Origin of the sequence: Sinomonas notoginsengisoli, from assembly GCF_021554725.1 — a bacterium.
In the GTDB taxonomy this organism is placed as follows: Bacteria; Actinomycetota; Actinomycetes; order Actinomycetales; family Micrococcaceae; genus Sinomonas; species Sinomonas notoginsengisoli.
On record NZ_JAIZDP010000008.1, the window covers coordinates 75,508 to 96,297 of the forward strand.

The window sequence follows — 20,790 nt, forward strand, 5'->3', positions numbered from 1 at the left end:
CCGTAGCCGCGCTCACCCGCGTTCGATTCCCGAAAGCTCACGCAGAACGCCGACTCGGCCGTCGGGGCTCTGCACCACGAACTCGTGTCCACGATCCTGAAGGGCGAGGATCCACTGGCCCGGTTCAAGGGGGAACAGTGGATGACCGGTCCTCGGCTCCACCGCCGTCCGCGGCTGGCTCACCGCGAACCAGAAGGCCTCGTAGGGCTCCGGCTCCTCGTACGGCGCGGTCGCCCCAATGTCCTCGATGTCGGCACCGCGCCGCGGGCCTGGGACCGAACCGGATGAACCGTGTCCCTGGGGGGCCAGCTGGGAAGACGGTGATGGGAAGACGGCTGTGGCAGGACCCGCGGCCTCGGGCAGCGGGTCAGGCGCCCCGTAGGCCTCCCCGTCCGCCTCGCCGAACGTTCCACCCGGCGCCTCCTCGGGGCCGGTCTCATCTCTTGCAGTGGAGTGCAACGCTGTCGCCCGGTCCGGCTCCGGCCCGGCTGAGTCCGTCGGGGCCGCAACGTGTGTTTCGGCCGCCTCAAGCGCAGCGGCGTCACCGGCGTGGCCGACGGCGCCAGCGCGGGCGCCATGGTCATCATGCGGACGCCCGAACTCCTCGTGTCTGGCTCCGTCATCCTCAAACGACTCGTACCCAGACGAGACCTCACTCCTCGCGGAGGGCTCGGCCGAAGACTGCAGATCCGCCTCATCGACCTCGGTGGAACGCTCACGGCGGCGGACGGATGCCGCGGTCGCACCGGAGGCAACCGTCAGATGTGGAGCATCGGCCATGGTCTCCGCACCGGCAGCGGAAGGCGCAGCGCTCTCGGCTGAGTCCTCTGCTTCCCTGCCCAAGGGGCTCACGGGTCCGCCCGTGGCGGGTCCCGCACCGGGAACGCCCGCGGCCTCGCCCGGACGTTCCGAGACGGGCCCGGCTCCGGCCCAGGCCGCGGCACCGACGGCGGCCCCGTGGCGCGCCGACGATGCCCCGCGGAACCCCTCCGCGGGCTTCGACGCAGGCTTGGGCCGGTGAGCCGTAGGGGCGGCGTCGCGGGCCACGACATGGGCTGGAACTTCAGGACGGCCATCGAAATCCGCGGCAAAGGGTGGGATGAGACGCGCCACGGTCGTCGAGGCGAGCATCGCCAGCCCGCCGAGCAGCCCCACGACTGCCCCCGCAGTGAGGGACGTGACGCCAAGGACGAAGTAGAAGGACGCGCTGAGCACGGCAACGACGGAGGCGAACTGGTCCACAGAGAGCGAGCCCACACGCAGCCGCTGCCCGGGCGAAAACCGGCGCCAGGCGAACAGGGCAGCCGCGGCCACTGGCGCAAGGACGCCGATCGTGAGGAAGAACAGGTTGGACGCGTTCCACAGGTTCGCAGGAAGAGAGCGGTCCAGCAGGGGAAGGAGCGAGCCCACGAACGTGACGAGCACGCCTCCGAAGAGCGTCAGGTCGCGGACGGTGAATGGCCCGAGCACTGACGCGTTGTGGTGCCCCGCGGACGGGCTCTTGCTGGAATCAGACATGAGTCACTCCTTCGGTCTTGAGATTCAGCCTAGTCACATCGGCTCCGGCCTACCTAGCGCGGTGGGGTGCATGAAGGCTGTGGAGGATGGCCGCGGGTGGCCGCCGCTCGCCGTCGGGCCTCTACCGTCTGCCGCAGCAAACCGGCCGCCCAGCGCCATAATGTGATGCACGCAACGTCGCCGCGACCCCGTTGGCGTTACTGTGGACGCAGGCAGCCGATGCGCGCGGCCTCACATGCGATGTCTGCCAGCGGCGGCGTCACTCGGGGGCTGCAGCGGTGGGCTGGAACACGCGAGGATCGAGTCGAAAGGGCATCCATGTCCAACGAAACCGTCAGGGGAGACGCCTTCGAGAACCTGCTGCGCGAGGAGCGGCAGTTCGCCCCGTCCCAGGAGTTCGCGGCGGTGGCGAACGTCCACGAGGAGATCTACGCAGAGGCGAATGCGGACCGGGTTGCGTTCTGGGCGGAACAGGCGCGCAAGCACCTGACGTGGTCCAAGGACTTCACTCAGACACTCGACTGGTCGAATCCTCCGTTCGCGAAGTGGTTCGTGGGCGGGGAGGTCAACGCCGCCTACAACGCGCTGGACCGCCATGTCGAGGCTGGTCTCGGCGACCGAGTCGCCATCCACTTCGAGGGCGAGCCCGGAGACACCGAGACCATCACCTACGCGGACCTGACCGAGCGGGTCAAGCGCGCGGCGAACGCCTTCGAGGCCCTCGGCGTGGCCAAGGGCGACCGGGTGGCGGTCTACCTGCCGATGATCCCCGAGGCTGTCGTGACGATGCTCGCGTGCGCGCGCATCGGCGCGATCCACTCGGTCGTGTTCGGTGGGTTCTCGGCAGAGGCGCTGCGCTCGCGCATCGACGACGCCGAGGCCAAGCTCGTCGTCACCGCAGACGGCACCTTCCGCCGCGGCAAGCCCTCCCCACTCAAGCCGGCCGTGGACGAGGCCCTGTCGGAGTCCGGCCACACGGTAGAGCACGTAGTCGTCGTGGAGCGGAACAAGCAGGATGTGGCCTGGACCGAGGGCCGAGACCTGCGCTGGTCCGAGGTCATGGACTCCGCCTCGCCCGAGCACACGGCTGTGGGCCACGATGCCGAGCACCCGCTCTACATCCTCTACACCTCGGGCACCACGGGAAGGCCCAAGGGCATCCTGCACACCACCGGCGGCTACCTGACCCAGTGCGCGTTCACGCATTCGGCGGTGTTCGATCTCAAGCCCGAGACCGACGTCTACTGGTGCACTGCGGACATCGGCTGGGTCACCGGCCACTCCTACGTCACGTACGGCCCGCTGGTCAACGGCGCGACCCAGGTCATCTACGAGGGCACCCCGGACTCCCCACACCAAGGCCGCTGGTGGGAGATTGTGCAGAAGTACAAGGTCTCCATCCTGTACACCGCCCCGACGGCGATCCGGACCATGATGAAGTGGGGGTCGGACATCCCCGCCCAGTACGACTTGTCCTCGATCCGCGTCCTCGGCTCCGTGGGCGAGCCCATCAACCCCGAGGCATGGATGTGGTATCGCGGGGCCATCGGCGGCAACACAGCCCCGATTGTGGACACGTGGTGGCAGACGGAGACAGGTGCGATCATGGTCGCCCCGCTCCCGGGGGTGACCGCGACGAAGCCGGGCTCGGCCCAGGTGCCGCTTCCGGGCATCGCCGTGGACGTCGTGGACGAGGCCGGCAATTCCGTCCCGAATGGACACGGCGGTTTCCTCGTGGTCCGCGAGCCCTGGCCGTCCATGCTCCGCACCATCTGGGGCGACCCGGAGCGGTTCAAAGACACCTACTGGTCCCGCTTCGAGGGCACGTACTTCGCCGGCGACGGGGCGAAGAAGGACGACGACGGGGACATCTGGCTCCTGGGCCGCGTCGATGACGTCATGAACGTCTCCGGCCACCGCCTCTCCACCACGGAGATCGAGTCGGCGCTCGTCTCGCACCCGTGGGTCGCCGAGGCTGCCGTGGTCGGCGCCGCAGACGAGACCACTGGCCAGGCCGTGGTGGCGTTCGTGATCCTCCGAGGCGAGGCCGACCTCCCGACCGGTGAGGACGCCACAGACGCCATCGTCCAGACGCTCCGGACGCACGTGGGCCACGAGATCGGCCCCATCGCCAAGCCGCGTCACATCCTCGTAGTTCCCGAGCTGCCCAAGACCCGCTCGGGCAAGATCATGCGCCGCCTCCTCAAGGACGTGGCCGAGGGCCGCGACCCCGGCGACGCCACGACCCTCGCGGACCCGACGGTGATGCAGAAGATCGCGGAGGACCTCCGCAACTAGCACTGGTTGAGCGGAGTCAGAACCGCGCACGACGGCGGCGCCTCACCCTCACGGGTGGGGCGCCGCGGTCGTCTCTTGAGACGGGATGGCCGCTATGGCGTCACTACGACGTCGCCGACCATGCCCATGTCGTCATGGAACTCGCAGAGATAGTGCCACCTGCCTATTTGGTCGAAGGTCACGTTGAAGGCCCGGGGCCCCGCGGGCGCGGGCAGGAGTGTGCCGGAGTCAACGAGCTTCCCACCCTGCATGAGCGTTGTAAATGTCACAGTGTGCGGGACGAGCACCTGATTCGCGCTCATGTCGAACGTCACGGTGGTACCGTTCCGCACGGTGTCCAGCGACGGGATGAAGCGCATGACCATCGCTTGGCCGTCCGCTGCGCCCGCGAACACATGGGTCGGGCTTGCCTTGGCGGCCGTGCTGGCCCACAGCGCCTTGCCGTCAGCGATGACCTGCGCGCTCTGAACGCTTGCCTGCCCGTCGTAGTACGCCTGGGTGTGGGGCAGTGTGGCCTGCTTGTGCAGGACGTGGACCACGATGTTCATCACCTTGCTGTGGATGAGGCAGTAGAAGGTGAAGGTGCCGGGGGCGGCGAACTTGAGCTGGTACGACTGAATGAACGGCGCCCCTGGAACAGGCGGCGCGATGATGCCCGAGTTGGTCCATGGTGCCGTGGGATCGAAGACCGGCCCGCCTACGGGTGTGAAGGCGTCAGCTTCCAGATTCTCGCGTGACGTTGGCGGCAGCGGCGGCGTGCCGTAGCTGACGGTGTGGATCTCCGCGCTGTTGGACACGAACTTGATCGAGTCGGTCTGGTGGATCCAGATCTCGCCGGGCAGGAACCTCATGCCCTGGATGGCCATGTCCGGGGTCTGGTTGCCGACGAGGACCTGCCAGGTCTGCGCGTTGGGGTTGGTTGAGACAGCAGCCTGGGCTGGCGCAATACCCAAGAGGCCGATGATCAGGGTCACGAGCGCTGTGAGCACCGCGGCGGGGGTGCGGAATGGTTTGCGGGATGACAAGGGAACGCTCCTCACGAGAGGCAGCGGGGCCAGGTTCCTCCAGCGGGAACGTCCGGCTCAGAGACGCCACGCGCGCCAACGGCGCAGGCCAGCCGCGCGGCGTCGTGCGCTCCCAGCAGACGCTCAACCGCTTCGGCGCCGAGATTCGCCGAACCAGGGTGCATGCTCCCCGTTCCCCAGGAACATCCGCAAGGATAGACCGCCCAGGACATAGAGGGAAGGACTAGGGGGCAACCGCCTAGAGTGAATCCATGACGGAGCAGAATCCCCGCGGCACGGTCCTGGTCATCAACGGCCCCAACCTCAACCTGCTCGGTACCCGCGAGCCCGAGAAGTACGGCACGCACACGCTCGCAGACGTCGAAGGCCTGTGTCGAGAGGCCGCCGAGGCGCAGGGGCTCGCGGCGGAGTGCTTCCAGTCGAACCACGAGGGCGCAATTGTGGACGCGATCCATGCCGCGCGGACCACCGCACTCGGGATCGTGCTCAACGCGGGTGCGTACACACACACGTCGGTGGCGATCCGGGACGCCATCGCGGCGGTCCAACTGCCCCTCGTCGAGGTCCACATCACGAACGTGCACGCGCGCGAGCCGTTCCGCCACCACTCCTATCTCAGCGACATCGCGCAGGCGGTCATCGTGGGCGCGGGCGTGCTCGGCTACCGCTTCGCGATCGAGTTTCTCGCGGACCTCACGCATACCCGCAAGCCGATGGACGTCTGAGCGCACCGATGCCGCGGAGGGAGACTACTTCCGCGTGCACGCCCCAGGCTGGACGGGCTGGGTGAGCCCGCCGGCCTGCGCGGCGACGGGCGCGAGCTCCTCCATCGTGATGGCGTAGCCGACGTCAGCCGTCGATTCGCTCTTCGCGAAGACAACGCCGGTCACCTGCCCGTCGAGGGTCAGGAGGGGGCCGCCGGAGTTGCCCTGTTGGACGTTCCCGGAGATCTGATAGACCCGCTTGGGCACCTCGTTGGCGCCGTAGATGTCCGGGGCGAGCACCGTCGTCGTGCCCTGGATGGCTGCGGGACGCAGCTGGTACGGCCCGCCGAGCGGGTACCCGCCGAAAGCGGCGGACGTCCCGGCGGGGCTGGTGCCGGTCAGCGCGAGGGGTGCCACGCGGAGTCCGTCCACCGCGATGACAGCGAGATCGTGCACTGCGTCGAAGTACACCACGCGTCCGCTCCGCGCGCCCCCGCCCGGAAGCTCGACGACGGGCTCCCCCACGCCTGCCACAACGTGGGCGTTGGTGACGATGCGGTCGGGCGACACCGCGAAGCCGGATCCAGTCTGGTTCTGACCGCACTGGTATGCGGTGCCGGTGATCCGCAGGATGGACGGCGCGGAGGCACGGAGCCCACTAGTGTCCACCGACTTTGGCACCGGGACCGGCTGCGCCGGTGCCATGCCCGAGATGAGCTTGGGCAGCCCGTCGCCGATCACAAAGGCGCGCAGGGCGGCGCCCTGCTCCTTCACCGGGTCCGGTGTGGCGTCGTCGATCGCTCGCACCACCGCCGAGCCGGCGATCTGCTGCGTGAGGACCGGGACGCCGATGCTGGAGACGGTGAAAGCCGTCATCGAGATGACGAGCGCAGCAATGCCCACGCTCACGAGGCCGCCCAGGCCGCGGTCGACGGCGCTCATCCCCTTCCAGCGGATCGCCCGCCGGATCCGGTGGCCCACGGCTGAACCAGCGGCATTGCCCGCCGCCATGAGAAGGATTGCGGTGATGATGATGCCGGCGGCCTTCCACCCGGCATCGCCGAGCCAGCCGCTCACGATCGGAACCGCGAAGAACGCGGCGATCCCGCCCACCACGAAACCGAGGATCCCGCCGAGGCTCACCACGAAGCCGGCGCGAATTCCGTTGAGCAGGTAGCCCACGAGGACGAGCATGAGAAGGACGTCCAGGAGGTTCACCCTCGGATTCTACCGGCGCGTCCTGAGCCCCGGCTGAGGGCTCACCCACGCTCCGCCGCTGTGCTCAAGCCCCATTGCGCGGGGCCATCGCTGTGTCGCATGCCAAGTTCGTCACAAAACATGCCGCACATCTGAAACAATGAGCCAAGCGCAAGCATATGAACGCCACCGACACTAGGAGAATGAATTGGATCTCGAGGTACTGCGCCGCGCACCCCTCTTCGCCACGCTCGACGACGAAGGCTTCCGTCTGCTGACGGACGAGCTGACCGAGGTGGACCTCTCCCGCGGCGCGTCGGTGTTCCGGGAAGGCGATCAGGGCGACCAGCTCTACTTCATCGTCTCCGGCAAGGTGAAGCTGGGCCGCACGTCCCCTGACGGGCGCGAATCCCTCGTCGCGATCCTCGGCCCGGGTGAGCTGTTCGGCGAGATGGCCCTCTTCGACCCGGCTCCCCGCAACGCGACCGCCACGGCCGTTTCGGAGACCCGTCTCGCGGGGCTGAAGAACGAGGCGCTCGTGGCGCTCCTCCGGTCCCGTCCGGAGGTCTCTGCCCAGCTCCTGCAGGCGCTTGCCCGCCGTCTGCGCCGCACCAACGACTCGCTCTCGGACCTCGTCTTCTCGGACGTCCCTGGCCGCGTGGCGAAGGCCCTCCTCGACCTTGCGGACCGCTTCGGCCGTCCGGCAACCGACGGTGTGCTCGTGGCCCACGAGCTCACCCAGGAGGAGCTGGCCCAGCTCGTCGGCGCCTCCCGCGAGACCGTCAACAAGGCCCTCGCTGAGTTCGTGCAGCGAGGCTGGATCCGTCTGGAGGCGCGCGCCGTCGTGATCCTGGACATGCAGCGCCTGCGCCAGCGCTCGCGCTGACCGCGGTCGGGCTGAGCCACGACCTCTGACATGACAGGAGCCGGGCCCTTCGGGGCTCGGCTCCTGTTCTTCTCGACGCTTGCCGAGTGCTTGCTGTCGGAGCCTATGGCTGGACGACGCGCAGTGCCTCGGTTGGCGGGGCCACCCCGCCTGGCGCCTCGACCTCGAGGTAGAGCTGGCCGTCCTCCTCCACCAGCTCGGCCTGATAGAGATGATTGCTCCTCTTGATGCTCAGGTACGCGATGCAGCCCTTGGCCTTGCCCATTTTTGTGAGGATGATCTCCGTCGCGGGCACGAGCAGCTCCGGGAGCACGAGTCCCCGCGTGTCAGGCTGGCCTATCTCGTCGCCGAGGGCGGTTGTGTCCTTCTCTGCCATGACCTTGCCCGCGCTGACCCATTGGCCCCACACGCCCTTGCTGGGCAGCAGAGTGGGAGTCTGCCCCACGGGCAGGGTCGCGGCGAAGTAGCGCGTGTCGAAGCGCCGGTGAGCGAAGTTGGGAGTCACCCAATGAACGAGCGAGCGGAGCAGGTCGGTCCGCAGCCCAAGTCCGCGCTTGGCAAGGAGGTCCGCGAACCCGATCTCCTGGTCTGCGAGCGCCTCCCGCGCGCGAACCCAGTCGGCTGTGCTTGTCCCCTCAACCACCACGGACTCGTCCGAGCCGGCCAGGAGCACGCCGGTTTCCTCGAAGAGCTCGCGAATCGCGGCGACTACATGGACGCGCGCTAAGGCGTAGTCGTCCGTTCCGAGCAGCTCGGCCCACTGTCCGACCGAAGGCCCGAACCAGTCGAACGAGTCCTGGTCCGCATTCTCGACCGACCCGCCGGGGAAGGCGACAACGCCCAGGGGCGAATCGGCCGCGCGGTAGGTGAGCCACGTCTCGGTGCCGTCCGGCGCATCCCGCACCAGCGCGACCGACGAGGCGAGACGGGGTTTGCGGGCAGCGCGGTCCGCTTCCTCGAGCCAGCTGCGTGCCGCGCCCTGCAGGCGCTTCGGCAGGGTGAAACGGCGCCTATGCGAAGTCGGCAATCAGCTCAACCTCCACTGGTGCGTCGAGCGGGAGAACCGCGACGCCCACGGCAGAGCGGGCGTGCGTGCCCGCCTCGCCGAAGATCTTGCCGAGCAGCTCCGAGGCGCCGTTGACAACGCCGGGCTGGCCCGTGAACTGTGGGTCGGAGGCCACGAAGCCCACGACTTTGACGATCCGCGTCACGCGGTCGAGGTCCCCGATCTGGGCCTTGACTGCGGCGAGCGCGTTGACGACGCAGACCTGGGCGTAGTTCTTGGCGTCCTCGGCGCTCACCTCGGCGCCAACCTTGCCGGTGGCAGGCATCTGACCCTCTACGAATGGGAGCTGGCCCGAGGTGTAGACCGTGGATCCGGTCACGACCGCCGGGACGTACGCGGCGACCGGCGCGGCGACCTCGGGCAGGCTCAGGCCGAGATCGGCGAGGCGCCGTTCGACGGCGCTGCTCACCTCTGCGGGGGCGGATCCGATCTGCTCGCTCATGCCTGCTTCTCCCTCTTCATGTACGCGACGAGGCCGTTGCCGCCGGGTCCGGAGACGACCTGGACGAGTTCCCATCCGTCCTCTCCCCACTGGTCGAGAATCTGCTTCGTGGCATGGACGATGAGGGGCACGGTGGCGTATTCCCAGGGGGTCATGAGGCCAGAGTAGTCCCTCCAGTTAGACTGGAACACATGGCGTCTGGCAAGAACCCTGTCTTTGACACGGCCACCACCTTGGGCAAAATCCTCGCGTTCCTTGGGGTGAGCGCGATCTGTGGCGTGCTCGTCGCAGGCCTCATGGTGCCCGCCGCGGCGGTGACGGGAAGCGCTGCCAACGGTTCGGTGCAGTTCTTCGACAGCCTGCCGAGCGAGCTCACGGTCGAGCCACCGGGGCAGGTGACCAAGATCCTCGCGGCGGACGGCAGCCAGATCGCCACGCTGTTCTCCGAGAATCGCACCAAGGTCGCGTTGGACCAGATGTCGCCGTTCATTAAGGACGGCATCGTGGCCATCGAGGACTACCGGTTCTACGACCACGGTGGCGTGGACACGACCGGCATCCTTCGCGCCCTCGCAGCGAATGCAAGGGGCAACAAACAGGGCGCGTCGACTTTGACGCAGCAGTACGTCAACAACGTCATCAACGAGAACCTCGTGGCCCAGGGCAAGGACGATGAGGTCCTCCTCAATGGCCTGAACAAGGGTGTGGGTGACAAGCTGCGCGAGATGAAGCTCGCGATCGCGCTCGAGAAGAAGTTCACGAAGGACCAGGTGCTCGAGGGCTATCTGAACATCGTGTTCTTCAACGCCAACGCCTACGGCGTCCAGGCCGCGAGCCAGTACTTCTTCTCCACGGATGCCAAGAACCTGACCCTGCCGCAGGCGGCCCTGCTCGCAGGGCTCGTCAACAGCCCCTCGGCGTACGATCCGATCACCCATCCTGACAACGCGAAGAAGCGGCGTGATCTCGTGCTCGATGCGATGCTCGAGCACGGCAAGATCGACAAGAAGCAGCATGACGACGCTGTGGCAGCCCCGGTGGAGACCAAGGTCAACCCGCCGAAGCAGGGCTGCCAGTACGCGGCGACGGCCCAGTACTTCTGCGACTACGTCCTGCACCAGATCCTCAACGACCCGGCCTATGGCGCCGATGAGAAGGAGCGGCTCGCCAAGGTGGTCCGTGGTGGCCTCACCATCAAGACGACGCTCGACACGCGCCTCCAGACCCCCGCACAGGCCGAGGTTGACTCGACGGCGGGAGCGAACAACGGTGCGTGGCCGTGGGGTGCCTCGCTCGTGTCGATCGAGCCGGGCTCGGGCAAGGTCCTCTCGATGGCCCAGAACACTCGCATGCTCCCGGGTCAGGGCAAGGACTACGTCACCGTGTACAACTTCAATGTCGATTCCGCGGACAAGGACGGAAATGACGTCGGCGGCGTCGGCGGTATGCAGCCCGGTTCAACGATGAAGCCCGTGACGCTCGCAGCCTGGCTCAGCGAAGGGAAGCCCACCAACCAGGTCGTCGACGCCTCCAAGAGGCGTTATCCGATCGACTACAAGTGGAAGACCACGTGCAAGCATGTTCAGGGCTGGTATGACAGCACGGTCAAGGACTCGCTGGACCTGCAGAACGATGAAGATGACTGGTACCGTCCGATGACTGTCCGCGAGGGCATCTACCAGTCCATCAATACCGCGACCTTCGCCACCGCAGCGGGCCTGAACGACTACTGCGACATTCAGCGTGCCGCAGACGCAATCGGGCTCCACCTCGGTACCGGCAAGGACCAGAAGCTCGATCTTGCGACCCTCGGCAACCTCCTCGGTGGCTCCAACGTGTCCCCAATGACGATGGCCAACGCCTTTGCGACGTTCGCAGGCAATGGAACGTTCTGCCAGCCAATGTCCATCACGGAGGTGACGGACTCGCAGGGCAAGAAGATTGGCGGCCAGGCGCCCACGTGCCAGCAGGGCGCGGTCAAGCCTGATGTGGCGAAGGCCGCCACGAACGTCCTGCAGGACGTCCTGGCCAAGGGCTCGGGCCGCAATATCAAGGACGCCTCCGGCAAGTTCATCGACGTCGGCGCCCCCGCTGCCGCGAAGACCGGTACCAACCAGTTCAACAACCAGACCTGGGTGGTCGGCTACACGCGCGGCGTCGCGACGGCATCCTTCTTCGGCGTCGCCACGGGCGGCATCGCGGACAAGGTCGGCCAGAACGTGATCGTCAACGGGAAGTTGTACAAGTCGGTCGATGGCGCATACATCGCGGGCCCGCAATGGGCACGGTACATGCAGGCCGCCGCGCCCCTGTACGACCACGGCAACTTCGATGCACCGCCGCAGAATTTGATCACCGGCAACTCCTCGACGCCGTCGCAGTCCGCACCGCCGCAGTCCCAGCAGCAGAGCAACGGGAACCAGCCCGCCCCGAACCCACCTGCCCCGAACCCACCTGCCCAGATCCCGCCGGCCCAGATCCCGCCTGCACCGAACCCACCGGCCCAGATCCCGCCTGCACCGAACCCACCGGCCCAGATCCCACAGCCCGTCCCCCAGCCCACCAAGGGCAAGGGCAACGGCTGACGCGGTGGGCGCAGTCAGCACTGCCCTTGGCGCCGCCGCGCGCCGTACGGCACTCCTCACCGGTCTGGGCCTAAGCGCTGGGGCGGCGGCCGCAGCGTACGGCTGGTGGGAGAAGGACCAGTTCACGCTCCGCAGGGAGACGGTCTCCATCCTTCCCCCGGGCGCCCGTCCACTCCGGGTCCTGCACCTGAGCGACATCCACTTCGTGCCGAGCCAGACCGCGAAGGCCCGCTGGTTGGCCTCGCTGGCCAACCTCCAGCCGGACCTGGTCGTGAACACTGGCGACAACCTGAGCCATCTCGACGCCGTGGTGCCGCTCCTCGAGACCCTCCGGCCGCTCCTGCGATTCCCCGGCGTGTTCGTCCCCGGCTCAAACGACTACTACGCGCCGGTGAAGAAGAACCCTGCCGCATACCTGCTCGGGCCCTCGTCGCGCCGGCCCCTCCCACGCCGCGTCGAGCTGGACTGGCGCCGCCTCTTCACGGGATTCGGCGCCGCGGGCTGGCTCAACCTGACCAACCGGTCCCAGTCCATGAACCTCAACGGCGTGCGCTTCGACTTCTCAGGCGTCGACGATCCGCACTTGAGACGCGAACGGTACGCGGACTGGCCCCGGGGGGCCTCGGGCCACCAGGACAGGCCCCACGTGAAGGTGGCGGTCATCCACGCCCCGTACCAGCGGGTTCTGGACCACTTCTCTGACGCGGGCGCGGACCTGATCCTCGCCGGGCACACCCACGGTGGCCAGATCTGCCTCCCCGGCTATGGCGCGCTCGTCTCCAACTGCGATCTGCCGACGTGGCGCGCCAAGGGCCTGACCGAATGGGAGAACAACGGACATGCGGTCCCGCTGAACGTCTCCGGCGGCATCGGCACCTCACGGTTCGCACCCATCCGCATCGCCTGCCGCCCAGAGGCCGCGCTGCTCACGCTGGCGCCACGGACGTGATCGAGGTCGGGCCCGCGGGCGTAGGGTAGTTGCCACAGCTGACTGCTCCGAAGCTACGAGGGGTGAGCCAAGGCATGCCACAGCACGCCCCCGCTGCAGGGAACACCGCAGTGCAGACGTCCTACTGGGCCTCGATCGGGCGCCTCGCGCCGCTCGTACGGCCCATTGCGCCGCGGCTGCTCCTGGGCCTCGTCGTCGCCCTCGTGGCGTCTGCACTCGCGCTCGCCGTTCCGCAGGTGCTGCGCTTGGTGATCGATGAACTCGTGCGCAGCGGAACCGAGCCGTCCGCGGTGTGGGGAGCGGCCGGCGTCGTGCTTCTCCTCGGCGCGCTCGAGGCGAGCATGAGCTACCTCCGCCGGGTGCTCGTGATCGAGCCGAGCATCGGCCTCGAACGGCAGATGCGTGTTGCGCTGTACGAGCACCTGCAGGACCTCCCGGTCTCGTTCCACGACCGCTGGGGCTCAGGCCAGCTGCTCTCACGATCAGTCGCCGACCTCGGCTTTCTCCGCCGCTGGCTCGCGTTCGGCGCGATCTTCCTCGTGGCCTCGGTCAGCACGGTGGCACTCGGCGTCGCACTCCTGTTCACGCTCTCCTGGCAGCTTGCACTCATCTTCCTCACCGCCGCGGTGCCGATCATGGTGTACGGAGCCGTGTTCCGACGGCGCTTCTCCCTCGCCACGCGACGAAGCCAGGACCAGGCTGGCGATCTCGCAACGGCCGTCGAGGAATCCGTGCACGGCATCCGGGTGCTCAAGGCGTTCGGCCGGGGCCGGGAGGCGCTCGAGGGCTTCACCGAACAGGCGCAGCAGTTGCGCGGGACCGAGGTCGCCAAGGCACGCCATCAAGCCCAGTTCAGCCTCATGGTCACGCTCCTGCCCGAGCTCGCACTCGGCGTCGGGCTTGTGACGGGGATGTGGCTCACGGCCAGCGGGCAGTTGAGCATCGGCTCGCTTGCGGCGTTCTTCGCCACGGCCGCGGCGGTCGCGCAACCCGTCGAAGCGAGCGGAATGCTCGTGGGCATGGCGCTCACGGCAAAGTCCGCGGTGGACCGGCATTTCGAGGTCATGGACGCCCAGAACACGGTGGCTGAGCCTGCTTCCCCGCGGCACATCGCCGAGCCGAAGGGCGCTCTGGCCTTCCGTGACGTGCACTTCGCGTTCGGCGATCCCGCGCATGACGGCGCCCGCTCGCCATCGCGCACAGGGTCGCCCTCTGCCGGGCCCCGGGAGGTCCTGCGCGGGATCAGCCTCGAGATCCGCCCCGGCGAGACGATGGCTCTGGTCGGAGCCACAGGCACTGGCAAGAGCACGCTGCTCGCCCTGGTCCCCCGGCTCTACGACGTCGCACGCGGCGGGGTGGAGATCGACGGTGTGGACATCCGCGCGCTGCCGCTGGCCGAACTGCGCCGACTCGTGGCGGTCGCGTTCGAGGACACCACGCTCTTCTCCTCCTCGGTGCGTGAGAATGTCCTGCTCGGCGCCCCTGTCCAGGCCGGTCCGGGCGCCGAGGCCCTCCTCGGGGAAGCCCTCGACATCGCTCAGGCCCAGTTCGCGTACTCGCTGCCCGACGGGCTCGACACCCGGATCGGCGAGGAGGGCCTGAGCCTCTCCGGGGGACAGCGGCAGCGGATCGCACTTGCCCGGGCAATCGCCGTGCGTCCCTCGGTTCTGGTACTCGACGACCCGCTTTCGGCGCTCGATGTGGCCACCGAGGAACGTGTGTCGGCCCGGCTCGGAGAGGCCCTCGCGCACACCACCACGCTCATCGTGGCGCATCGCCCCTCCACCGTGGCCCTCGCGGACCGGGTCGCGCTCCTGCGCGGCGGTGTGATCGAGGACGTGGGCACGCACGCCGAGCTCCTGGCCCGCAGCGAGCACTATCGATGGGTGATCGCGAGCCTCCCGGCGGAGCCGCGCGATCTCGACAAGGACCACGAGCCCGATCTGGACAGGATCTTCTCCCAAGGAGGCTGAGGCCCGATGACCCATCCAGCCCTCGGCACACGCGGCGAGGATGCGGTCGACCTCACGCGCGAGGCGAGCCGCGCCGTCCGGCGTCGCTCGCTGAAGCTCCTAGGCGACCTCATACGCCCTGTTCGGGCCCGGCTGTGGGCAACCCTCGCGATGGTGGTCATCTCGCAGGCCACGCGTGCGGCGGGTCCCGCGATCATCGCGTTCGGGATCGATCGCGCCCTGCCTGCGCTCGTCTCGGGCAACTCCGCACTCGTGTGGCTCGCGGGCGGCGCGTACCTCGCCGCCGCGCTCACGACGGCGCTGCTTACTGCCGGCTACGTGACGTCCACGGCGAGGCTCAGCCAGGCGATGCTCCTGGACCTGCGTCTCTGGGTCTTCCGACACACCCAGCGGCTGAGCCTGGACTTCCATGACACGTACACCTCGGGGAGGATCATCTCGCGGCAGACCTCGGATCTCGAGTCGCTGCGCGAGCTCCTCGACTCAGGAGTGAGCGCTCTCGCGTCCGGACTCTTGTTCATGGTGTTCACGGCGGCCACGGTGTTCGCGCTGGACTGGCCGTCCGGGCTCATCATGCTCGCCGCCGCGGTGCCGATGACGCTCCTCGCGCGGTGGTACCAAGTGCGATCGCAGCGCGCGTACCGGGCCTCACGAGTGGTCTCCGCCCGGCTCATTGTGCATTTCGTCGAGACGATGACCGGGATCCGTGCCGTCAAAGCGTTCCGCAAGGAACGCGCCAACAGCACAGAGTAGAGGGAGCTCGCCGACGACTTCGCCGCCGCAACCCAGCGCTCCGTCATGCTGAACGGCATCTTCCAGCCCGGGCTCGTGCTCACGGGCAACGTGACGGTGGCCGTGATCCTGCTTGTCGCCGCGTTCCGAGTACTGGAGGGTGGCCTCGCCGTGGGCGTGCTGCTCGCCGTCGTCCTCTCGACGAAGCGGTTCTTCAGCCCGCTCGAGACCATAGCGATGTTCTACAACTCGTTCCAGAGCGCCCAGGCTGCGCTCGAGAAGGTCTCAGGGCTGCTCGAGGAGGTGCCTCGAGTGCAGCCGCCGCGGGACCCCATAGCGCTTCCCGCTGCGCGCGGGGACATAGCGTTCGAGTCGGTCGCCTTCTCATACGGGTCGGGACCCGAGGTGCTGCCCGAGTTCACCCTGCGGATCCCCGCGGGGCAGACGGTCGCGCTCGTCGGGGCGACGGGCGCAGGGAAGTCGACGATCGCGAAGCTCCTCGCCCGCTTCTACGACCCTTCCTCGGGTGCCGTGACGCTCGACGGCGTCGACCTCCGCCGGCTGTCGACCCGAGATCTGCGGCGCGCCGTCGTCATGGTCACCCAAGAGGCGTTCCTGTTCTCGGGCTCCGTTGCGGACAACATCGCCATCGGGCGACCCGGGGCATCGCGGGCGGAAATCGAGGCTGCGGCGCGGGCGGTGGGCGCGCACGGGTTCATCTCTGACCTGCCCGAGGGGTATGACACGGATGTCACGAAGCGAGGCGGCCGGGTGTCCGCCGGCCAGAGGCAGCTCATCTCGTTCGCGAGGGCCGTCCTTGCGAGTCCCGCCGTGCTGATCCTGGACGAGGCGACAAGCTCGTTGGACATCCCCTCTGAGCGGCTCGTGCAGGCCGGCCTCGCGAAGCTCTTGGGCGGTGGGGATGCGCCCGCGGTGAGGGCCGCCTCAGCGCACGACGGCGAGGGCTCGCCTACCGCGGCCGACTCGCCTGACGGCGCCCGCACGGCGGTGATCATCGCCCACCGGCTCTCGACGGTCGAGATCGCGGATCGGGTCCTCGTGGTGGATGGCGGGCGCATCGTCGAGGACGGCACCCCCGCAGAGCTTCTGGCCGAAGGCGGGCGATTCGCCGCACTGCATGGGGCGTGGAGGGACTCGCTCAAGTAGCGGCGGCTCTCTCTGGAGACCTTCCACTTTCGGCGTTCCCTCGGCGCTGAGGGGGTACCCCGCGGAGGCCTCTCTGAGCGCCGCACCGACCCCGAACGTGGCCCGCTCGATTTCACCTTCATGGTCGGATCGGGTACTCTGGATGAGTTGCTTCGGGCTTGGCCCGGGCGATGGATCGGGATGTAGCGCAGCTTGGTAGCGCGCTTCGTTCGGGACGAAGAGGTCGCAGGTTCAAATCCTGTCATCCCGACCACAGAAGGCTCCGCAGCACGTGCTGCGGAGCCTTCGCTGTAGGTGCGGCGGAAACTCGCCGCCGCGTCTACAGGGGGTTGGGCGAGCTCGCGATGTCGTCGCCGGTCACCGACATGGGATCGGGCCAGTTGCCGATGGCGTCGATTTGCATCGGGTCGGGCCAATTGCCGATGGCCGTCGGCGCGCCAGCGACGCCGGAAATGGCAAGTGCTCCACCAAGCGCGAGTGCAGCAGTCAATTTCTTCAGCATGATCGTGTCCTTAAAGATTCAGTCCCCGCACTTTTCGGGGACGGGTGCGACTATTCGGGCAGAGCGTGCTTTGCCATGATTGACGTGCCCAGTAAAATGTCTCCCACATTGCCTGTCAAGGAGAACTGTCGGCCGGGGACGCCTCATGATGGACATAACAGACGCAGACAACCCGGGTTCGTGAGGTCCCGGGCGGGCCAGGAGGTAAGAGTGGGCAGTGGATTCGGTGAGAAGCTGCGGGCCGAGCGTCTAGAACGCGGGCTCACGCAAGCCGAACTCGGCAAGGACCTGTACTCACCCAGCTACATCTCACTCTTGGAGACCGGGCGGCGTGAACCGACGGCCGATGTGATCCAAGAGCTCGCCCGGCGCCTTGAGCTCGCTCCGAAGGCGCTCGAGGCCTGGAGCCAGCCCGTGAGCGCCAACGACGCCGAATACGTCCTCGCCGGCCTGTACGCGCGGCAGGCCTGGGACCTGCGGGACTACGCGCAGGCCGCCACCCACGCCGCCACCGCCGCCCAATTCGCGCTCGACGGGAAGAACAACAGCGCGTGGTGGAACATGACCTACATGCAGGCCGAGTGCCTGATGAAGCAGGGCGAGCTCGCCGAATGCCAGCGAATCGTGCAACATCTCCTCGAGCACCCGATCGTCGCGGAGTCAGCTGGGCTCGCGGTGCGTGCTCGCCAAATGCTTGCCGCGGTATGCCACGGTCTGGGGCAGCTCGGGACAGCGGTCGAGCACGCCCGTGAGGCGGTGCGGCTCGGGGCCGAGCTCCCGGCGGGATCCACCATCTACATCGGGGCCCTGAGGGCGCTCATCGCGGCGCTCGCCGAGAGCGGTCGGCTCGAGGAGGCCTGGGACCAGTGCCGGATCCTCGCGACCCTCATCGACGAGGACTCGATGGGGCAGCTCGCCGGCGAGATCGAATGGGTGATCGGCAACGTCGCCTTCATGCGGGCCGACTACGACGAGGGGGTCAAGCACCACGAGCGCGCGGCCAAGCTCCTCTCCCCCGCGAATGACATCGAGCTCTGGGCACGCTTCAACAAGGCGTCCGCTGCTGTCCGGCTTTCGGGCGGCATCATCGAGCCCGAGACTCTCGCGGCGATCGAGCGCGCTGAGCTCGCCCTCAGCATCGTCGGCGGATCGCACGCCGAGCAGCTCGAAGTGCGCTTCATCCGCGCCCGGTGGTTCTACCTCAACGGCCAGATCTCGGAGGCCATCGAGCTCCTGCGCATGATCCACGCGGAGAAGGCCGCCCTTGGCCGCCATACGGCAGGCGAGGTCGCCCTCCTCTACGGGCGCGCGCTCAAGGCGCTCGGCCAGAACGACGAGGCGCTGGAGCTCCTCAACGACGCCCGCGAGCAGTTCAGCTACGCAGGCGCGTCGGACAAGGTCCAGCAGACCATGGACGCGATCCTGGAGATCCGGTTGGCTGCCCAGCGCGCCCAGAAGGATGCAGCGAAGGACGTCGTCAGCTGAACGTACGGCCGGTGAGACGCTCGTACGCCTCGACGTAGCGGGCGCGGGTGCGGTCGACCACGTCTTCGGGCAGCGTGGGAGGCTCCTGCGTCGAGGTGCGGTCCCAGCCGGACTCCGCGGAGGTCAGCCAGTCCCTGACGAACTGCTTGTCATACGAGGGCTGGGCGTGGCCCGGGTCCCATGAGGCGGCATCCCAGAAGCGCGACGAGTCCGGCGTGAGCACCTCGTCGCCCAACGTGATGTAGCCGTTGGCCGGATCGACGCCGAACTCGACCTTCGTGTCCGCGAGGATGATGCCGCGCTCCCGCGCGATCCGCTCGGCCTCCCGGTAGATCTCGAGAGTGAGGTCCCGGAGCTGTGCAGCGGCCTCGTCCCCCACCATGCCGGTGACATCGGCATACGTGATGTTCTGGTCGTGCTCCCCGAACTCTGCCTTCGCGGACGGCGTGAAGATCGCTTGGGGCAGCCGAGAGCCGTCTACGAGGCCCTCGGGAAGCGGGATCTCGCACACGGTGCCGGACTCGCGGTACTCGGCCAGCCCTGAGCCCGTGAGGTAGCCGCGCGCGATGCACTCCACCGGATACATCTCGAGGCGGCGGCAGATCATGGCGCGGCCAACCACCTCGGCGGGGACGCCGTCGTCGACCGTCGAGCCGAGCACATGGTTGGGGACGTTGAGCTGCTCGAACCACCAAAGGCTGAGCTGGGTCAGGATGCGGCCCTTGTCCGGGATTGTGCTGCGGAGGACGTAGTCGTAGGCGGAGAGGCGGTCGCTCGCGACCACGAGCACGCTCTCCGACTCCCCCGGCTCCGCGTCGGCCGGCTCGTACAGGTCGCGCACCTTGCCGGAGTAGATGTGTCTCCATCCCGGCAGCTCGACGACCTCAGCCTGGTAGCCCTTCGTGTTCTCGCTCGTCATCTCTCGGCCCCCGTTCCGGCGCTGTTCGTGACTCCTGGGACGTTGATCTCCCCGCGCGCCGCCTTTGCGGCAATGTCGTGGCGGTATTGGCCGCCCTCGAGGGTGATGAGCTCGACGCCCTCGTACGCCCTCTCCCGCGCGTGCGTGAGGTCCTCGCCAAGCGCCACGACCGCGAGGACGCGGCCGCCTGAGGAGACAGTCTTGCCCTCCTCGTCGAGCGCGGTCCCCGCGTGCAGGACATGCACGCCGTCGAGGGCCCCCGCCTTCTTCAGCCCGCGGATCCGGCCGCCGGTGCGTGGCTTGTCTGGGTAGTTCTGCGATGCGAGCACGACGGCGACCGCGGCCTCGGGCGCCCACCGCAGGCCTTCTACCGTCTCGAGGCGGCCCGTTGCGGCCGCGTGGAGGAGCCCGCCGAGCGGCGTCCTGAGGCGGGCCAGGACGGCTTGTGTCTCGGGGTCGCCGAAGCGGGCGTTGAACTCGATGACGCGCGTGCCGCGCGAGGTGAGGGCGAGGCCGCAGTACAGGACACCCACGAAGGGCGTGCCGCGCTGGGCCATGGCCTCGATGGTCGGCCGCGCAACGCGGTCCACCACTTCGGCGACGAGGCCCTCCGGAGCCCATTCGAGGGGGCTGTACGCGCCCATCCCGCCGGTGTTGGGCCCCTCGTCGTCGTCGAAGATGCGCTTGAAGTCCTGCGCGGGCGCGAGCGGCACCACGGTGTGCCCGTCGGAGAGCACAAAGAGGGAAACCTCGGGACCGTCGAGGAACTCCTCGATGACCACCGAGCCGCCGGCATCGAAGCAGGCCTGCGCGTGCGCGAGCGCGGCGTCACGGTCGGAGGTCACGACAACGCCCTTGCCCGCCGCAAGGCCGTCGTCCTTGACCACGTACGGGGCGCCGAAGGCATCGAGGGCGTCTGCGGCCTCCTCGGCGTTGGCGGCGACGCGGGCCATCGCGGTGGGCACACCGGCCTCAGCCATGACCTGCTTCGCGAAGGCCTTGGATGCCTCGAGCTGGGCGGCCTCCCTGCTCGGGCCGAACACGGGAATCCCGGCCGCACGGACCGCGTCGGCTACCCCCGCCGCGAGCGGAGCCTCCGGTCCGACCACCACGAGGTCCGCTCCGAGGGACGTCGCGAGCGCGGTCACAGCCGCTGGATCGCTCGCGTCGACTGGGTAAGTGGGGACCGCCTGGGCGATCCCGGCGTTGCCGGGAGCAGCGTGTACCTCGGTCACACTCGGATCGGCGAGGAGGGAACGGACGATGGCGTGTTCGCGGCCACCGGGGCCGATCACGAGAACCTTCACGCCCCAAGGGTATCGGGCGCCCCATGCGCGGCGCA

At 68.2% G+C, this 20,790-nt stretch carries 16 protein-coding genes, 1 tRNA gene and 1 pseudogene; 9 read left to right on the forward strand and 9 right to left on the reverse strand.

The window, feature by feature from the left end; translation table 11 throughout:
• Positions 1-12: 12 nt before the first annotated feature.
• Entirely contained in the window at positions 13-1,518 is a 1,506-nt protein-coding gene (locus LF262_RS13250; RefSeq protein WP_235780869.1) for a hypothetical protein, read from the reverse strand.
• Positions 1,519-1,836: 318 nt separating this feature from the next.
• Here LF262_RS13250 and acs point away from each other — a divergent pair, with 318 nt between their 5' ends.
• Entirely contained in the window at positions 1,837-3,816 is a 1,980-nt protein-coding gene (acs, locus tag LF262_RS13255; protein WP_235780870.1) for an acetate--CoA ligase, read from the forward strand.
• A 92-nt stretch (positions 3,817-3,908) separates the two neighbouring features.
• Here acs and LF262_RS13260 read toward each other — a convergent pair whose 3' ends face one another.
• A complete protein-coding gene (locus LF262_RS13260; RefSeq protein WP_235780871.1) occupies positions 3,909-4,841 on the reverse strand; it encodes a cupredoxin domain-containing protein in 933 nt (310 codons plus the stop codon).
• A 251-nt stretch (positions 4,842-5,092) separates the two neighbouring features.
• Here LF262_RS13260 and aroQ point away from each other — a divergent pair, with 251 nt between their 5' ends.
• The gene (aroQ, locus tag LF262_RS13265) at positions 5,093-5,566 is read left to right on the forward strand and encodes a type II 3-dehydroquinate dehydratase (RefSeq protein ID WP_235780872.1); all 474 of its coding nucleotides are present in this window, start codon (positions 5,093-5,095) and stop codon (positions 5,564-5,566) included.
• Positions 5,567-5,590: 24 nt separating this feature from the next.
• Here the strand turns inward: aroQ and LF262_RS13270 are convergent, their stop codons facing one another.
• On the reverse strand, positions 5,591-6,763 hold the full coding sequence (locus LF262_RS13270) for a MarP family serine protease (RefSeq protein ID WP_308190538.1): 1,173 nt from the start codon (positions 6,761-6,763) through the stop codon (positions 5,591-5,593).
• A gap of 187 nt (positions 6,764-6,950) precedes the next feature.
• Here LF262_RS13270 and LF262_RS13275 point away from each other — a divergent pair, with 187 nt between their 5' ends.
• The gene (locus tag LF262_RS13275; protein WP_066500145.1) at positions 6,951-7,628 is read left to right on the forward strand and encodes a Crp/Fnr family transcriptional regulator; all 678 of its coding nucleotides are present in this window, start codon (positions 6,951-6,953) and stop codon (positions 7,626-7,628) included.
• A 103-nt stretch (positions 7,629-7,731) separates the two neighbouring features.
• On the opposite strand, the gene LF262_RS13280 is transcribed toward LF262_RS13275, so the two are convergent.
• From LF262_RS13280 to sp36, 3 genes are read right to left on the reverse strand one after another with little or no spacing between them, the layout of a single operon-like run.
• On the reverse strand, positions 7,732-8,655 hold the full coding sequence (locus LF262_RS13280; protein WP_235780873.1) for an NUDIX hydrolase: 924 nt from the start codon (positions 8,653-8,655) through the stop codon (positions 7,732-7,734).
• Entirely contained in the window at positions 8,639-9,136 is a 498-nt protein-coding gene (locus LF262_RS13285; protein ID WP_235780874.1) for a RidA family protein, read from the reverse strand. Before LF262_RS13285 ends, LF262_RS13280 begins: the two co-directional genes overlap by 17 nt.
• Positions 9,133-9,291, reverse strand: coding sequence for a Sp36 family protein (gene sp36, locus LF262_RS13290; protein ID WP_235780875.1), 159 nt, complete (start codon positions 9,289-9,291; stop codon positions 9,133-9,135). Before sp36 ends, LF262_RS13285 begins: the two co-directional genes overlap by 4 nt.
• A 36-nt stretch (positions 9,292-9,327) precedes the next feature.
• On the opposite strand from sp36, the gene LF262_RS13295 reads away from it, so the two are divergent.
• The 5 genes and pseudogenes from LF262_RS13295 to LF262_RS13315 all read left to right on the forward strand — a co-directional run bounded on the left by LF262_RS13295 (position 9,328) and on the right by LF262_RS13315 (position 16,795).
• Positions 9,328-11,721: a transglycosylase domain-containing protein gene (locus LF262_RS13295; protein WP_235780876.1), complete on the forward strand. Its 2,394-nt coding sequence runs from the start codon at positions 9,328-9,330 to the stop codon at positions 11,719-11,721.
• Between the two features lie 64 nt (positions 11,722-11,785).
• Positions 11,786-12,670 (forward strand): metallophosphoesterase, encoded by an 885-nt coding sequence (locus tag LF262_RS13300; protein ID WP_268933880.1) that lies wholly within the window; start codon positions 11,786-11,788, stop codon positions 12,668-12,670.
• Between the two features lie 74 nt (positions 12,671-12,744).
• On the forward strand, positions 12,745-14,643 hold the full coding sequence (locus LF262_RS13305; RefSeq protein WP_235780878.1) for an ABC transporter ATP-binding protein: 1,899 nt from the start codon (positions 12,745-12,747) through the stop codon (positions 14,641-14,643).
• Between the two features lie 6 nt (positions 14,644-14,649).
• Positions 14,650-16,542: pseudogene (locus LF262_RS13310) on the forward strand (ABC transporter ATP-binding protein).
• 176 nt (positions 16,543-16,718) lie between these two features.
• Positions 16,719-16,795, forward strand: a tRNA-Pro gene (locus LF262_RS13315).
• Between the two features lie 66 nt (positions 16,796-16,861).
• Here LF262_RS13315 and LF262_RS13320 read toward each other — a convergent pair.
• On the reverse strand, positions 16,862-17,044 hold the full coding sequence (locus LF262_RS13320; RefSeq protein WP_235780879.1) for a hypothetical protein: 183 nt from the start codon (positions 17,042-17,044) through the stop codon (positions 16,862-16,864).
• Between the two features lie 210 nt (positions 17,045-17,254).
• Between LF262_RS13320 and LF262_RS13325 the strand changes: the two genes are divergently transcribed.
• Entirely contained in the window at positions 17,255-18,529 is a 1,275-nt protein-coding gene (locus LF262_RS13325) for a helix-turn-helix domain-containing protein (RefSeq protein ID WP_235780880.1), read from the forward strand.
• On the opposite strand, the gene LF262_RS13330 is transcribed toward LF262_RS13325, so the two are convergent.
• Complete coding sequence (locus tag LF262_RS13330) at positions 18,522-19,448, reverse strand: phosphoribosylaminoimidazolesuccinocarboxamide synthase (protein WP_235780881.1); 927 nt, start codon at positions 19,446-19,448, stop codon at positions 18,522-18,524. The two genes, LF262_RS13325 and LF262_RS13330, sit on opposite strands and share 8 nt — an antisense overlap.
• On the reverse strand, positions 19,445-20,755 hold the full coding sequence (gene purD, locus LF262_RS13335) for a phosphoribosylamine--glycine ligase (RefSeq protein WP_235780882.1): 1,311 nt from the start codon (positions 20,753-20,755) through the stop codon (positions 19,445-19,447). Before purD ends, LF262_RS13330 begins: the two co-directional genes overlap by 4 nt.
• Positions 20,756-20,790: the final 35 nt, after the last annotated feature.